Origin of the sequence: Croceimicrobium hydrocarbonivorans (genome assembly GCF_014524565.1) — a bacterium.
In the GTDB taxonomy this organism is placed as follows: domain Bacteria; phylum Bacteroidota; class Bacteroidia; order Flavobacteriales; family Schleiferiaceae; genus Croceimicrobium; species Croceimicrobium hydrocarbonivorans.
Genome location: NZ_CP060139.1, coordinates 2,548,138 through 2,563,595, shown reverse-complemented (window position 1 = coordinate 2,563,595; position 15,458 = coordinate 2,548,138). Strand labels below are relative to the sequence as shown.

General features: G+C 43.4%; 11 protein-coding genes. 3 read left to right on the top strand and 8 right to left on the bottom strand.

Going from position 1 to position 15,458, the window contains the following annotated elements; translation table 11 throughout:
• Positions 1-9 precede the first annotated feature (9 nt).
• Complete coding sequence (locus tag H4K34_RS11680; protein WP_210757575.1) at positions 10-1,272, top strand: mechanosensitive ion channel family protein; 1,263 nt, start codon at positions 10-12, stop codon at positions 1,270-1,272.
• Here H4K34_RS11680 and H4K34_RS11675 read toward each other — a convergent pair.
• Positions 1,261-2,244 carry a glycosyltransferase family 2 protein gene (locus tag H4K34_RS11675; RefSeq protein WP_210757574.1) on the bottom strand — a complete coding sequence of 328 codons (984 nt, stop codon included), beginning with the start codon at positions 2,242-2,244 and terminating at the stop codon, positions 1,261-1,263. The two genes, H4K34_RS11680 and H4K34_RS11675, sit on opposite strands and share 12 nt — an antisense overlap.
• A 153-nt stretch (positions 2,245-2,397) precedes the next feature.
• Between H4K34_RS11675 and ruvC the strand changes: the two genes are divergently transcribed.
• Positions 2,398-2,952: a crossover junction endodeoxyribonuclease RuvC gene (gene ruvC, locus H4K34_RS11670; RefSeq protein WP_210757573.1), complete on the top strand. Its 555-nt coding sequence runs from the start codon at positions 2,398-2,400 to the stop codon at positions 2,950-2,952.
• On the opposite strand, the gene H4K34_RS11665 is transcribed toward ruvC, so the two are convergent.
• The 5 genes from H4K34_RS11665 to H4K34_RS11645 form a co-directional block, all read right to left on the bottom strand.
• Complete coding sequence (locus tag H4K34_RS11665) at positions 2,949-3,344, bottom strand: HIT family protein (RefSeq protein WP_210757572.1); 396 nt, start codon at positions 3,342-3,344, stop codon at positions 2,949-2,951. The two genes, ruvC and H4K34_RS11665, sit on opposite strands and share 4 nt — an antisense overlap.
• A gap of 1 nt (position 3,345) precedes the next feature.
• Entirely contained in the window at positions 3,346-3,819 is a 474-nt protein-coding gene (gene greA / locus H4K34_RS11660; protein ID WP_210757571.1) for a transcription elongation factor GreA, read from the bottom strand.
• Between the two features lie 92 nt (positions 3,820-3,911).
• Complete coding sequence (locus tag H4K34_RS11655) at positions 3,912-4,952, bottom strand: PorV/PorQ family protein (protein ID WP_210757570.1); 1,041 nt, start codon at positions 4,950-4,952, stop codon at positions 3,912-3,914.
• A 24-nt stretch (positions 4,953-4,976) separates the two neighbouring features.
• Entirely contained in the window at positions 4,977-9,071 is a 4,095-nt protein-coding gene (locus H4K34_RS11650; RefSeq protein WP_210757569.1) for a hypothetical protein, read from the bottom strand.
• 23 nt (positions 9,072-9,094) lie between these two features.
• The gene (locus H4K34_RS11645) at positions 9,095-12,808 is read right to left on the bottom strand and encodes a carboxypeptidase regulatory-like domain-containing protein (protein WP_210757568.1); all 3,714 of its coding nucleotides are present in this window, start codon (positions 12,806-12,808) and stop codon (positions 9,095-9,097) included.
• Between the two features lie 249 nt (positions 12,809-13,057).
• On the opposite strand from H4K34_RS11645, the gene H4K34_RS11640 reads away from it, so the two are divergent.
• Entirely contained in the window at positions 13,058-13,468 is a 411-nt protein-coding gene (locus H4K34_RS11640) for a Rieske (2Fe-2S) protein (protein WP_210757567.1), read from the top strand.
• Between the two features lie 69 nt (positions 13,469-13,537).
• Here H4K34_RS11640 and H4K34_RS11635 read toward each other — a convergent pair whose 3' ends face one another.
• Both H4K34_RS11635 and atpD read right to left on the bottom strand, forming a co-directional pair.
• A complete protein-coding gene (locus H4K34_RS11635) occupies positions 13,538-13,828 on the bottom strand; it encodes a F0F1 ATP synthase subunit epsilon (RefSeq protein ID WP_210757566.1) in 291 nt (96 codons plus the stop codon).
• A gap of 18 nt (positions 13,829-13,846) precedes the next feature.
• On the bottom strand, positions 13,847-15,358 hold the full coding sequence (gene atpD, locus H4K34_RS11630) for a F0F1 ATP synthase subunit beta (protein WP_210757565.1): 1,512 nt from the start codon (positions 15,356-15,358) through the stop codon (positions 13,847-13,849).
• Positions 15,359-15,458 lie beyond the last annotated feature (100 nt).

The following is a 15,458-nucleotide window of genomic DNA, read 5'->3' as shown; positions in this document are numbered from 1 at the left end:
AGCTTTCGCATGAATGATAAAGTAGTGCTAAACCATTGGGCACATGAGTGGTTGGCCGGTTTGGGATTAGGTACCAATTGGGTGGAATACATCACCTTAGGTATCGATATTATTTTAGTGCTGCTTCTTAGCTTGGTAGTGGATTTCATTGCCCGCAAAGTCATTTTGCGAATCGTTACCCGCTATGTAAAGCGTTCTAAAAACCAATACGATGATATTTTACTCGAGAAGCGAGTATTTAGATCGCTGGCTCATATCATGCCGGCCTTGGTGATCTATTATTCACTTCCCTATTTATTTGATGAATCGGTTGGCCTGATTCAATTCCTGCAAAAATTGGTGGTCACCTATATGATCATCAACATCATAAATGTGGGGCATAAATTCCTGAAGGCCTTAGAGCACATCGGCCTTAGCTCTCCTCGATTTGAAGGCAAGCCGGTAAGCAGCTATATTCAGGTGGCGATGATCTGCATGTACATTGCCGGAGGTGTTTTCATCTTATCGAATCTGGTGGATAAAAGTGCAACGGCCATCCTCACCACCTTTGGCGCGGCCACCGCAGTTATTCTGCTCATCTTCCGAGATACGATCTTAGGCTTGGTAGCCAGCATCCAGATTTCGGGTAATGATATGGTGCGTATTGGCGATTGGGTAAGTATGCCCAAATATGGCGCTGATGGGGATGTTACGGAAATCAACCTTACTACGGTAAAGGTTCGAAATTGGGATAAGACTATATCAACAGTACCCACCTATGCTTTTATCAGCGACAGCTTTGTGAACTGGCGCGGCATGACTTCTCAGGGGGTTCGGCGGATCAAGCGTAGTCTTAATATTGACATCCACAGTATCAAGTTTGTAGATGATGAGCTTTACAAAAAGCTGCTGAAGGTGGAACGCATCAAGACTTATTTGGAAAAACGTCATGAGGAAATCCGCCTATCCAATGAAAGCAAAAAGGTGGATAAATCGGTTTTGGTAAATGGCAGGCATCTCACCAATATTGGTGTTTTCCGGATTTATATGGAAAGCTATCTAGCGGAACACCCTAGTATTGCTCAGGATCAAACTTTAATGGTGCGCCAATTACAGCCTACGGAATTAGGAGTGCCATTGGAGATTTATTGCTTTAGCAATGATATTGCCTGGCTCAATTATGAGCAGATTCAAAGCAATATTATGGATCACCTCATGGCTGCCGTTGATCATTTTGAGCTTCATATCTTCCAAAACCCGAGTGGTTCTGATTTTAGAGGCTTAAGAGGCTAACCATTTCTTCTTAGACGAAAAGGGCATTAACAGGATGACCAGGGCAATAAAAAAGGGATAGAGCAAGGCTAAAATTAAATAGCCTCGTAATAAGCCCGATCCGCCGTAAAGGGCGGCAAATCGTTGCAATAAAAAGGCATCCCAGCCAATTTTATACAGCCAGAAGTACCAAAGGAATCCGTTTATTTCAAAGAAGGGCGATAGGATAATCCCTAGCACGATTCCGAGATTTATTAAAGCCACAGAGGCGGCTAAACTTTTAGCCAATAGGCTAGGGTAATCCACACTCTTAGCGCCCCAGCGAATTCGCTGTCTTACTAAGGCCTTAAAGTTTTCTGGAGCAGGAGTGTTCACCCCATAATGAGGCTCGGCTACAATTTTAGCACCTTCCTTAGCCATAGCCTGAGTAAAGAATGTATCCTCTCCCCCGGCCCAGGCCTTCCCGAGTTCTTGATGCCGTAAATAATCTTTGGGACGATAAGCCATTGCCGCTCCGGCAGCCATTACCAGCTTCCCTTGATTTAGGGCACTAAAGGTTACCAATTGCAGGGCCATATGATCTAATGCCGCCAGCCTCGACCACCAATTTCTAGTGGGGAACATTCGCACTCTGGCTACAATCACATCCGGCTCCTGTCTAGCCAAATGAGCTTCAATCGCAATAAGAAAATCCGAATCGACTTCACAATCTGCATCGGTTTGCAAAACAAATTCCTCCTTCATCTGCGGTAAGAACCAGGCCAATGCATTCTTCTTCCCGGCTAGAGCTTCACTTGGAACAATCTTCACCTCAAAATTCTGACGAATCTTTTCCAGCTCTTTTGTATACTGACTAGAGCTATGGTCGTCCAGCACATAAATGGGCCATTTCGATGAGGGTTTTTCGGCCTCTTGCAAATGCTTTAAACAAGAAACCAGAGCTTCCGGTTCATTGCGATGCACAATGAGTATGGCCACAGAAGTTTGAGCCATCTCAATTCTCTTGATTTTAGGAATCCGCGTTCGTAATCCCCATGCCAAAAAAACAATTTGCGCATGATATAAGAAGCTAAGGCCCAAAAGGATGAGAAGGAGCATCAGTATAGAGTGCTAGGTGCTCAAAGGTAAAGCATTAAATTTGGCCTGATGAGCAAGGAAAAGATCATTCTCGGCATTGACCCAGGAACCCAAATCATGGGCTACGGAATTATTGAAGTACAAGGGAAATCCTTTAAGATGATTGATTTGGGAAGTATCAAGTTCAAACTGGCAGACACCCCCATTCTACGTCTCAAACAAATCTTTGAGAGCAGTTCCGAGATTATTGAAAAATTCCTTCCCGATGAAATGGCGGTAGAAGCACCTTTCTTTGGTAAGAACGTGCAGAGTATGCTTAAATTAGGTCGGGCTCAAGGAGTGGTAATGGCCGCTGCGCTTTCTAAAAATATTCCGGTAGAAGAATATTCGCCTCGTAAAATCAAACAAAGTATTACTGGTAAGGGAAGTGCGAGTAAGGAGCAAGTATATGCAATGCTGGAGCGCAGTTTCGGACATAAAATTGAAACGCGCTATTTAGATGCTTCGGATGCCTTAGCCGTAGCGCTTTGCCATCACTATCAGGCCAGCAATCCTGTTTTAGGAGGGACTAAGGCGAAAAACTGGGAGCAATTCTTACGCGCTAATCCGGATCGTAAGGCTTAGTCGAGATAGGATTTAATCTTAGTGGCCACCGCTTCCATTTCCTCAGCACTAAACTGCATTTTGGGACGACTAAAGTCGATGTCGCTCACATTATCTATGGGAATAAGATGTACGTGAGCATGAGGAACCTCGAGACCAATTACGGCTACCCCAACTCTTTTGCAGGGTACGGCTTTGCCAACTGCATGAGCCACTTTCTTGGAAAAGGCCATTAAAGCTTGGTAATCCTGATCTGGCAGATCGAAAAGGTAATCGACTTCCTTTTTCGGCACTACCAAAGTATGACCGGAATGCAAAGGAGAGATATCTAAAAATGCGTAGGCTTCTTCGGTTTCTCCGATTTTGTAGGAAGGCAATTCACCTTGAATAATTCTGCTAAAGATGCTGGGCATATTAATCGAATTTGATATCTAATATCTCAAATTCCATTTTACCAGCAGGGGTTTGGATCTCTGCAGTTTCACCAACATGCTTACCAGAAAGACCTTTGCCAATAGGGCTGCTGATGGAAATCTTACCGCTTTTAAGATCGGCCTCACTTTCGCTAACCAGCTTGTAAGTCATTTGCGCACCATTACGCTTGTTTTTGATGGTCACCGTAGACAATACCATTACTTTGCTGGTATCGATCTTTGAGGTGTCCATTAAACGCGCATTAGACAAGGTTTCTTCCAGCTTGCTAATCTTCATTTCCAGCAAACCTTGAGCTTCTTTAGCAGCATCGTATTCGGCGTTCTCAGAAAGATCACCCTTATCTCTGGCTTCAGCGATTTGCTGAGAGATTTTGGGACGCTCAATACTCTTCATCTGCTCTAATTCCTTTTTGAGCTTCTCTAAACCTTCTTTACTGTAATAACTTACTCCCATTCTTCTATAGATTAAAACGCAGAAAAGACCTCAATGAGGTCTTTTCTGCTTGGCAAAGATATCTAAAATTATTCGATTCTTTCCGCTGCTAATTAGAGCAGGATGGATACTCCGATGCTATGAACTCCACTAAAGAAGTCGGTGCTACGGTAAGCGTAATCCAATTGGAAAGAATTGTCATTGTCTTTGGATAGTGGAATATCGAAGGATAATCCAGCAGTGATTCCATTAAACACAGTAGTGCTTTTTGCGTAAGAACGGTCATCGAAGAAATTATAACCGGCTCGAACCGATACAATCTCCTTGAATGAATATTCAGCACCAAAGGTATAAATGTCCTTCTCGAAAGAGTTAGACTGGAAAGCACCGGCTACAGTTAATCGCTGTTGATCGAATTCGAAATCATAGCTACCACCGATAGATAGGGTAGCTGGTAATTCGAAGGACTCACTGCGTTCATTGTATTCCTGAGAATAACCTCCCTGAGGCACTACTAAAGTGAGGGACTGTCCTTCACCATCGTAACGAGCCGCAGGACCGATATTCTTCAAGGTAATACCAAATTTCACCTGATCACGGGCACCAGTTACATATTGTACACCGGCATCTACGCTGGCAGAGGTTACACTCATATCCACAATACTGGTAGTGTAGATTTTAATGTTTACCCCACCACGAATAGACTCCGTAAACTTCTGGGCATAACCCAAACCGATAATGGCTGTAGAAGGACTAACCTCACCTACTCCACCTTCAGGGTTATTAACGGTAGTACGTTGCCAGGAACCGTAGTCAAAGGATACGAAATTGGCGGCTAAAACCCCATTATCACCAACAGACTGATTAAAGCCCGCAGCATTAATACCAATTCCGGCACCTACTAACCATTGGGTGTTCACAAAGGAAACCTCGGTTCCATTTGTATTTGCAATTCCAGCAATGTTTAAAAAACTGGACTCCACACCAGATACTCCAGCAATGTTAACTCCACCCCAACCAGAGGAACGAGCCCAAGGGTTGATTAATAATTCGGGAGCACCTGCTTGTCCTGCACGTTGGGGGTTACCCGCATACGCGCTTCCAACGAGGCCAAGGAGACAAACTGAGGTTGCGATCTTTCGAAAATATTTCATTGGTCGTTACTCGTTAATTCGTTCTTAGAATGCATTCAGGTCAATTGGACGTAAACTTCCCATCCATTTCACCACCTTCTGACCAATTGGTCCGGCATCGATATGGATCAGATAAACTCCACTAGCAATGGGTACATTGAAGTCATTCTTCAAATCCCACTCTGTAAAGGTCAAGGAGTTATCCTTGGAAATGGTACGTACCAAAGTACCGTTAGGCATAAAGATGTTAATGGTACAACGCTGTGGTAAGTTGGTGATCTTAACGATATTATCCAACTGTCCATCTTCGTAAGCGGATGAACCATAATAAGGGTTAGGTACAACCCGAATGTTATCTAAGGCACTTTCAGCAATGCTTAAGTTGTTCAACTCGGCATTGTAAGGATCTAAATCGAACTCATACATTGGGCGTCCTTCATTTCCAGAAGTTGCGGTAACGCCAAATGGACTTTGAACACGAATCTCAACTAAGGCTTCGGTAGGAATGTCACGGTAATCAGTAAACTGATACTCATTACTGCTCAACATTCCGATAGAACACCAAGTCATGGCACCCCAAACATCGGTGCGGGTAAGAGCACTGCTCATATTCTCAATCTCCTCCTTCATTGGGTAGTCATCGATAGCATCACCTTGGTAAGTAAGATCCTTCATCGTACCACGGAAGGTAGATGAGTCGGCTAATACATACACTACGTGCATACCACCTAAGGCGATTGTACCGAGTTTCTGAGTATAGTTAGCGGTAGGGTTCCACTTCATATCATCACCGAACTCGCTCTTTAACCAAGAGTTCTCAGCGATTACTAAGTTTAAGCGGTTTCCAGTTTCCACATTATAAGCGTATCCTGGGAAATAACTCCATCCGGTTGATCCATTAGGATCAGGAACTAATTCACCATTCGAAGTTTTCATCAAACTGGTGCCCGAGCGTAAACGGAAGGTTTGAACTCCACCCTCATTCGCATCCGCATAATTACCCATTTCCAATACTGGCACACGAGACCATTTTGCAGGATCTGGAGATAATACCACATTGATGTTTGGTAATTGATCAATAGGATACATGCGGTTAAAGTTGGAACCGTCACGTAATGGATATCCAGGACTCTGGCGTCTTGCAGGTTCATCTGCTGGAATTCCGGCAAAAGGAACATTACTAGCCAGGGCTACAGGACCCCAAGTACCTCCAATGATATTCTCGAACTCACCTAATGGATCCACATTATTATCACCAGTGGTATGGTCATTATAGTATACCGTTGGCAAGTTGTCGTTATCGTCGATTTCATTAGATCCCGCCAAAATCCAGTTGGTAGGATTTTCGTTGTCGGTATCTGCCACACCAGTTAACCAAGGCTTAGTAGGATCTGCAAAGGTTACAGAACCACCAATTACACCATTATTAGTTGAATTTGGCAATTCATATCCTGGTGCAACAGGTTCCTTAACGTTAATGGAGAAGCCAAGACTCTCACCTTCTGAATTGAATATGATCTGCTCGGTACGGAAATCAATTTCCGTTTCAGCAACATCAATCACAGAATCGTTCAAATCGGTAAGAATCCATTTACGACTGGTATCCAAATCAGTAAAGTACAAACGGTACTTTCCAGTGCGCTTAGTTCCTACTAAGTATGGATCTACAATTTTAACTTCCACTGGAGAAGATCCAGCGAGATACTCAATCTCGTTTGTTCCTCCGGTTTGTAAAATACGATCTTCAGTTTCAGAGCTTACCCGTAAATAAGCACTACCGTTACCATTACCACTTAAGCGAGTAACACTTACCAAATCACCCCACTGGGCATTCAAACGAGTACCGTTGTTACGGTTTTCAGTACGGCTAGGAGTTCCTTTATAAGGTTTAGATCCATCACCAATGTTACGACGACCCGCTAAGTAAGGAGTCTTTTGAGCATTGGAGTTGTCTCCGGTGCTTCCAGGACTGAAGGTCTTGTAATTGTTATGCGCATAAGTAATTAAGTAGAAGTAGTAATCTTTGTTATTGATCAAAGCACGATTACCTTCTGCAAAAGCATCTTCCAGTACACGGTAACTTAATACGATTCCGTCGTCATTTGCCTCCAAAGTCATATCGGTTGGAGTAAGAGGGTTACCGATTAAGTCAGGACTTTCAGTATAGTTAACCAACTGACCGATTCCATTTTTAAGGTCAGACTGCGCAATAAGACGAGATTGAGCTACATCATAAAGATCATCAACACCCACATCAGCGTTCGCCACTTGGAATAATTGGAATCCTTCAAACAGGTAGTTAAAGTATCCCGCTTGTAATGCTGAATCCAATTGAGTAGAAGTCCAGTTCGGATCGGGTGGAATACGTGGATCACGTTGTTTGTATCCAATAGTATTTTCAGTGAAAGGACTCAGAATGTTGATTACCAATTCCTGATCCATTTCAATGATCTCTAAATCCGGAGTAAAAGGACCGTCCAATACTTGGAAACAGTTATCAAAAAGCTGTTGAGCCTTATCATCTGCCACAATTACATCATTTACAGATGCAAATAAGTCTTGAGAAGCGAAGTTACGCGCCCAAACTGCACCAGTGGTAATGAAGTTCAATGCACCAGGAGCCAAAGAGAAAGGACCCGCACAGTGTAGACCGCGCTTATCAGCCTGGTTGTTTGGAGATTCCCACCAATCTACCGGAGTGAAAGGCTCATAGGCACCAGTCGTATCGATAGAAACACCTGGATAGGCAAACTTTGTTGGTACTAAGGCTGGATCCAAAGAGTAACCATCACCATTACCAGTATTACCTTTTCCGGCAGGGCTTTCAATCACCAATGGACGACCATCTTTCCAGATACTGTTCAATAAATTATAGAATTCCTGAGCATTGTTAGGGTCGGTAGTACCTGAAGGTCCATTAAAGTTGGATGCATTATTGTAATACATGAAACCCGACATAATGATACGCTCATTAATGTTTGAGTTTGGATCTTCAGCCACGCATACCCCGTCAATACGAACACCATCAACACAACCGTCACGGTCATCGTCAATACCGTTAAAATAATCAGCGAACGGACCTTGGAAGAAGTCAAATCCAATAGCGGGAGGATTTGCACCATAGCCTAAGGCACCTTCATCATCATTATCACCATTGTATACATAACCCAAACCACGAGCAATATCACTACCAATGATATCATCGTAAGGGTTACCCAAATCCGCGTCAAACCAAGTTCCGAAGTAAGTATCACGTAAACGGAAGGTAGAGCGGTTTAAAATGCGGTAGTTGTTAAAGGTCATGTTGTTCACCTCGTCATTCGCGGTAAAGGCAAAAGCCTGCGCACGAATTTCAAAACCTAATGCAGAAGCATTGGTTTCCGTGTGAATGTTTCCTTTATCATTATATACCCACCAGATAGTTTGATCACCATATAATAGGTCAACGTCTTTTGACTGACAGTCGGCCTCACGTGTGAAATCGTAACCTGGATAATCCCACTCATATTCGTAGAATCCTGGGATACCATTTGTATCCGACTCAACGTATGGAGCTAAGCTTGTAGGTAAAAGTCCATCAGCACCATTTCCTGGCCATTCTTGAATACTCTCGGGAATATTTCCTGAGTAACCAGGGTAGCGAGTTTCAGGATCACAGGTTGGATCTTCTTTACAGGCAATCCAAGCCGCGTGTAATTCTACTTCACTACGATAAACCATCCAGTGACGGTCGTATTGCTGACAAGTAGCTTCATCAATCGAGGCATTGTCATCCAATGGACCAGGCCAGTAATCCACACCATCTTGACGATAAGTCATAGCAGCTAACTTCAATTGGTCGGCATCATCAATACCACCTAACCAAAGTGCACCAGCAAACATGGAGTGCTTATTAGAACCTTTAGGTACCTCGTACTGGGCATCGTTAAGGTCCCACCACATATCCCCACCACCGAGGATACGGGCCCGAACGTTGTTAATATTCAGGTCGGTTTGGGCAGTAGCAGGGGCACAACCCTCTGCCAATGCCTCTAGGGCCGACTTGTTTTTGTTATTCTTCGCTGGTTTCTCCTTTGCACTTAATCCGGTAATGCTTACCGAAAAAACCAAGGCGAATGTTAAAAAGCTTCTGATTTTCATACAGCTATTTACTTATTTCTGATCTAGAAGTTATAGGCAATTCCTAAGCGGAAACGACGAGGCAAGGAGTAGTTGAAAGGACTCGCCATACGACGATTGTACAAATCAACATAAGCTTGCTCACTAATCTGACCTTGAATTTGCGCTTGACCTGCTTGAGAAGCAAGGAAGCCGTCATCATCAGGACTACCAGTAAATGGATATACGGAAACAATGTTACGAGTATCCAAAAGGTTCAAAATCTGAAGGTATACATCAAGGCTCTTGCTACCCTTCTTGTCCAACATGAAAGTCTTGTTGATACGGGCATCAAAGTTTACTTGCCATGGCAAGCGAGAACCATTGATCTGACCAGCAGTTTGTGCCGAAGACGATGCAGATGCAGTAACAGCATAAGCACGATCACGACGAGTATATGGACGTCCGGAAAGCGCATTACAAGTAATGTTCACACCGAAGTTTTCCAGAATGTTCTTACCATTGATTTTAGGACCGTCATATTGTAAGCCACGGCTATAACGCCAGTCAAGACGAACCAAAATCTGGTGACGGTTATCGTAGTCAAATGGTAAAAGAGTACGAAGTGATGCAGCACCTACACGAGCAAGGTTAGCTCCGGTGGTAGCACTTGATCCAGTACCACTGGCAAACTGCAAGGTGTAGTTCGCATCAATTTTAATATTCTTAGTACGACGTAATTCGTATTCAAGGGTAAATCCTTTTACAGTACCAAAGTCACGGTTACCGTAAGCAACATATGTAATAGGATAGGCTTCTGGGTAGTTTACGGCTTGTAATAAGTCACGCAACTCACGATAGAAGGCCGCCAATTTCAATGCAGACTTCTTAGAAAGCATTTGCTTAAAGGCCATTTCATATTCGGTAGTACGCTGTGGCAACAGATTTGGATTGTTTAATACTCCACCATTACGCAAGTAAGTAAGACCTAAGTAAGAGAATGGATCCAAACGTGATAAGCCAGTAGTAGGACGCTGTGCCAATACATCGTAGTGGAAGATAAAGATCGCCTCATCAGTAATAGGGAAGTTGAAAGCTACACGAGGCATAACCACCACCTGAGGATCATAATCTACGAAAGACTCAGAAGGGATATCACCACCGGTAGAACCATCTCCGGGAGGAGTAACAAGGAATGGTTTAATACCACCACCTGCTTTATCTGATAATTCACCTGGATCACTTAAAGGCTCACCATTTTCATTGTAGAACTGATCACCGCTACGGTATCCAACAATTTTGGCTTTAGTATAGTCGAAATCACTAACGTATACCGCATAATCTTGACCTACTGAAGCAGGAACATTATTTAATTCAGTTTCAGAAAGTGGAGAACTAGGTAAACCACTTACAGTATAATAAGGATACAATACATAAGGATCACGTAATACATCCTGGTTCATATCGAAACGGTCTACACGGATACCTACGTTAAAAGTAAGATCGCGGAAAGTAAACTGATCCTGAACATAACCGGCAATATAGATCGGTTGGAAAGGTGCAACCGGACGGGTATAGCGGCCGTTCTCATCGCGAGCTGTAAAGAACTCAGAGATGCTTGGGTTACCATCCTGAATGTTTCCGGTATAATCGTAACCATAGTAACTTACACTGGCAGAACCGTTAGGGTTGATTAATTCATCGGCTGAGAACATATCCAAGGAGAAAGTACTTGGATCCATGTTATCGATATTGATTTGCTCAACTCCGTAAGGGTTTAATCCTAAGGCGCGACGAATCTCTTCAGAGAATTGAGAAGCGTCTTGAGGGTTGTATGCGTAATTGTAGTTAATGGTATCCTGATAGTTACCGAATTGATCATATACAGGAATTGGGTTTGCAATATCTAACTGAGAGTTAGGCTGGTTTTGCAATAAGCGCATACGAGTCCATAAACCTTGTGCACCTAAACCGTAGGCACGGTCGATACGTTGCTCATACTCGAATCCCATAATCAGCGAGTGGTCCTTGATATCGAAGTTGGTCGATGCAGTTACACGGAACTGGCTGGTACGACCCACATTATATCCACCTTGCTGAGAACCCACATTGGTCCAAAGACCATATACACTACGAGGGTTAAAACCGTTAATCGGCATTCCATAACCAAGAACATCATCTAAAGTACGGCTATTGATACCGGAGTTATCGGCCGCAATGTCGAAGAATGAACTGATATAGTTATCACGTACAGGGTTTAAACCACCAGGGGTATAATTAATTCCCGCGTCAAAATCACCTACGTAGCGATATCCACTAAGACCGGTGGTAGTATCAGTACCATATACATAAGCCGGAGTAGTTAATACATCGTACTTACCAGTATAACCATAGTTGAAGAAGTTCTTACCGTGTACTTCATCCATAGTCTCACCGAAGGTACGGGTGTAATCCACCTGAACAGTGTAGTAGGCGTTCTTAATTAAATTACTTTCTCCTTCCTTTTCTTCAGGATTGCGGAAAGTCTGTTGGAAACGCAAGTAAGCTTGCCAATCCGAATTGATAGAACGCATATTATTATTATAGTTGAAGATATGGCTAGCATAGCTGGAAGACATATCATCGCTGTACACCAAACGACCACCTAAGGTTAAGGTAGTAGTTTCAGTAGTTTTAAACTGAATATTACCACTTAAACGCAGGTTATTAGTGTAGGAGTTAGGACGTTGCCAAACATTGGAAAGATCGTCCTCAGTAACAAATTCTGAGTTGATGTTAATAGCACGACCACCTGGATCCATACTAATAGGATTCTGCTCCAAACTTGCTAATACATCAGGATCTAATTGAATGTATGGGATATCAGATGGAACTGGACGAGGCTCTTCTACATATTGGAATTCTGAACTGAATAAGAATCCAATTACAGTCTCTTGACGCTCAGCACCTGCAGCAGTAGTGCGTTTACGTTTCCAAATTGGACCACCTAAGGTAAAGGCACCCAAATTGTAGTTCTGACCATCGAGAATTGGAGTACCATCCGCCTTAGTCATATATTTAAATGGCATAGAGGTTAGGATCTCCGCAGTACCGAAGAACTCACTGGAAGGCCCACGAGTAGTAGTGTTAATTACCCCACCAATCGCATCACCATATTGAGCAGGAAGTCCACCGGTAATTACCTCGGTCTGTGCAATAGCCGCCTGTGGGATTCCCACATTACCACGCACTTTAACCCCATCAATAAAGTAAACAGTACCCTCACCACGAGCACCACGAATACTGGTGTTTCCATTAGCATCTTGAGTTACACCTGCAGCCTGACCAGCAACAGAAGTAATATCACGAACCGCCATATTCTGAATGTCTTCAGCAGTAGTCACTTTGGTCGACTTAGCCTTATCGATCAAGGGGGGTTCATACTCAAGTACCACTTCTCCGAGCATCTCAGAAGCAGGGTGCATTTTAAAGTCTTGTAGTGTTGGAGTGTTAGGGGAGATTAATACACCCTTTAATGAAACCGTAGAGAAACCTACAAAAGTTACCTCTACAGTATAAGTTCCGGGAGGAACTGGGTTGATATTAAACTTTCCATCGAAGTCTGTTGACCCTCCGGTTACAAATGAACCGGCACCATCTTTGATTGCAATGTTAGCCAACGGTATAGTTTCGCCTGTGCTGGCGTCAGTCACTGTTCCTTTTAAAGAACCTGGGCGTTGTTGCGCAAAAGCAACGGTGCTGAAAGTGACGAATAGCAGTAAGAGTATTTTCTTTCCCATACTATTTTTCGGTTATTAAGATCCCTCCTGGATTTAAAAGGCCGTAAATATAAGTTAAAACGTGGTCGGCGGCAAAGCCCAAAATCCGAGGTATCAGTGTGTTTTCTAATAATTTCTTGAAAATGAACCCTTAAGTGTTAACATTATTTTAAGAATAAGTTCATAGGCCATAAAATTTTAACGTTGTTTCAGAGTTATTTTGCAGAAATGCTTCATTCCGTGTTCCAGAACAAGCGCCTTTCACTTCTTTTGACCCTGATTTTTCTATCGGTTGCCTCCGCATGCAAAAAAAACCAGCAAAGGGATTTCCCTCTGGTTAGTTTTGATCAGTACATCTACCTGAATAACCCCTCAAATATCGAATTACAAAGCCCTGGGGGAGCCGTTTACTTTAATGGCGGATATCGAGGCTTAATCATATTCCGCCGCTATGGTAACAATCAAGTAGATGATTTTGCAGCTTTCGATCGCGCTTGCCCCAAGCATTATTCGGAAGATTGTTCCCAACTGGAATTAAGTGATGATCGAGTTTTCGCTGAATGCCCCTGCCACGGCGAAAAATATTTACTCTTTGATGGATCTCCGGGTGAGGGTGCTACCATTTCCATGGTGGAGTATCGTTGCACTTTTGATGGAGCGGTAATCCGAGCCCGGAATTAAGGCATAAAAAAACCCCGGTTTATTGCTAAACCAGGGTTCACTATATAATAAGGTGTGTGGGTGTGGATATTAATCTGCTAATAAAATCACACGATCTTTTTGCACTTCAACAACGCCACCTTTCACTTGCATACGCAAAACTTTATCGTTGCTTTTATCGGTTTCAATAGTACCGTGTAAGCCATCGATAGTTTTAGAAGAAGTGGGAATATCGATCTTCACTTCTCCTGCACGCAAGGTGCTAATCATTGGAGCGTGTCCGTTTAAAATCTGGAAGAGACCTTCTTTACCGGGCAAACGCACGGCATCAGCTTCGCCTTCAAAGATTCTAGATTCGGGAGTGATGATTTCTAAAGTCATGTCTTGTGCTTAGATAGATTAGGCCTGAGCTTCGGCTAACATCTTCTCACCAGCTTCACGCACTTCTTCGATAGTACCTTTTAAGTTGAAAGCTGCTTCAGGATAAGCATCCATCTCACCATCCATGATCATATTAAATCCTTTGATAGTATCTTCAATGCTTACGAATACTCCAGGAATACCGGTAAACTGCTCCGCTACGTGGAATGGTTGAGACAAGAAACGCTGAACCTTACGAGCACGAGCTACAACCATCTTATCCTCTTCAGACAATTCGTCCATACCAAGGATGGCGATGATATCTTGTAATTCTTTATAACGCTGTAAGATCACTTTTACGCGCTGGGCACAGTTGTAGTGCTCATCACCAATAATCTCAGGAGCCAAAATACGTGAGGTAGAGTCCAATGGATCTACCGCTGGGTAAATACCCAAGGCAGCCAATTTACGAGACAATACAGTAGTAGCATCCAAGTGAGCAAAGGTAGTTGCAGGAGCCGGGTCAGTTAAGTCATCCGCAGGTACGTAAACCGCCTGTACAGAAGTAATAGATCCGTTTTTAGTAGAAGTAATACGTTCCTGCATCGCACCCATCTCAGTAGCCAAAGTAGGTTGATAACCTACCGCTGATGGCATACGACCTAAAAGTGCTGATACCTCAGAACCAGCCTGAGTGAATCGGAAGATATTATCTACGAAGAAAAGGATATCACGACCAGCGCCATCACCTTCGCCATCACGATAGTATTCGGCAAGGGTCAAACCAGAAAGGGCAACACGGGCACGTGCACCGGGAGGCTCATTCATCTGACCGAATACGAAGGAAGCTTTGGATTCTTTCATATCCTCGGGGCTTACCTTACTCAGGTCCCAGCCACCGTTTTCCATAGACTCAATAAAGCCTTCGCCGTATTTAATAATACCAGACTCGAGCATCTCACGTAAAAGGTCATTACCCTCACGAGTACGCTCACCTACTCCGGCAAATACCGAAAGACCACCGTGACCTTTCGCAATGTTGTTAATCAATTCCTGGATCAATACGGTTTTACCAACACCGGCACCACCGAATAAACCAATTTTACCACCCTTTGCATAAGGCTCGATCAAGTCGATTACCTTAATACCGGTGAAAAGAATCTCAGTAGCTGTAGAAAGATCTTCGAATTTTGGTGCTTCACGGTGAATAGGTAAACCAGTTTCGGTGGGCAATTGCTCCAATCCGTCGATGGCCTCTCCAATCACATTAAATAAGCGACCACGAATACCTTCACCTGCAGGCATCTTAATAGGACTTCCGGTAGCTTTTACTTCCTGACCGCGTTGCATACCGTCGGTAGAATCCATGGCAATAGCACGAACGGTATCTTCACCAATGTGCTGCTGGGTTTCTAATACCAAACGAGTTCCGTCAGGACGAACTACATGAAGTGCATCGTAAATCTTAGGAAGCTCAGCATTGGTGGTGTCGAAGTATACGTCAACTACCGGTCCGATGATCTGAGCAATTTTTCCAACTACTTGAGACATGAGTTACAATTTTTGAGGCGAGAGCCTTTGTCTTAATTTGCGGGCAAAATTAGTCCATTTTATATTAATTAACAGAAGCTGGTTGGAAATTTAATTTGGC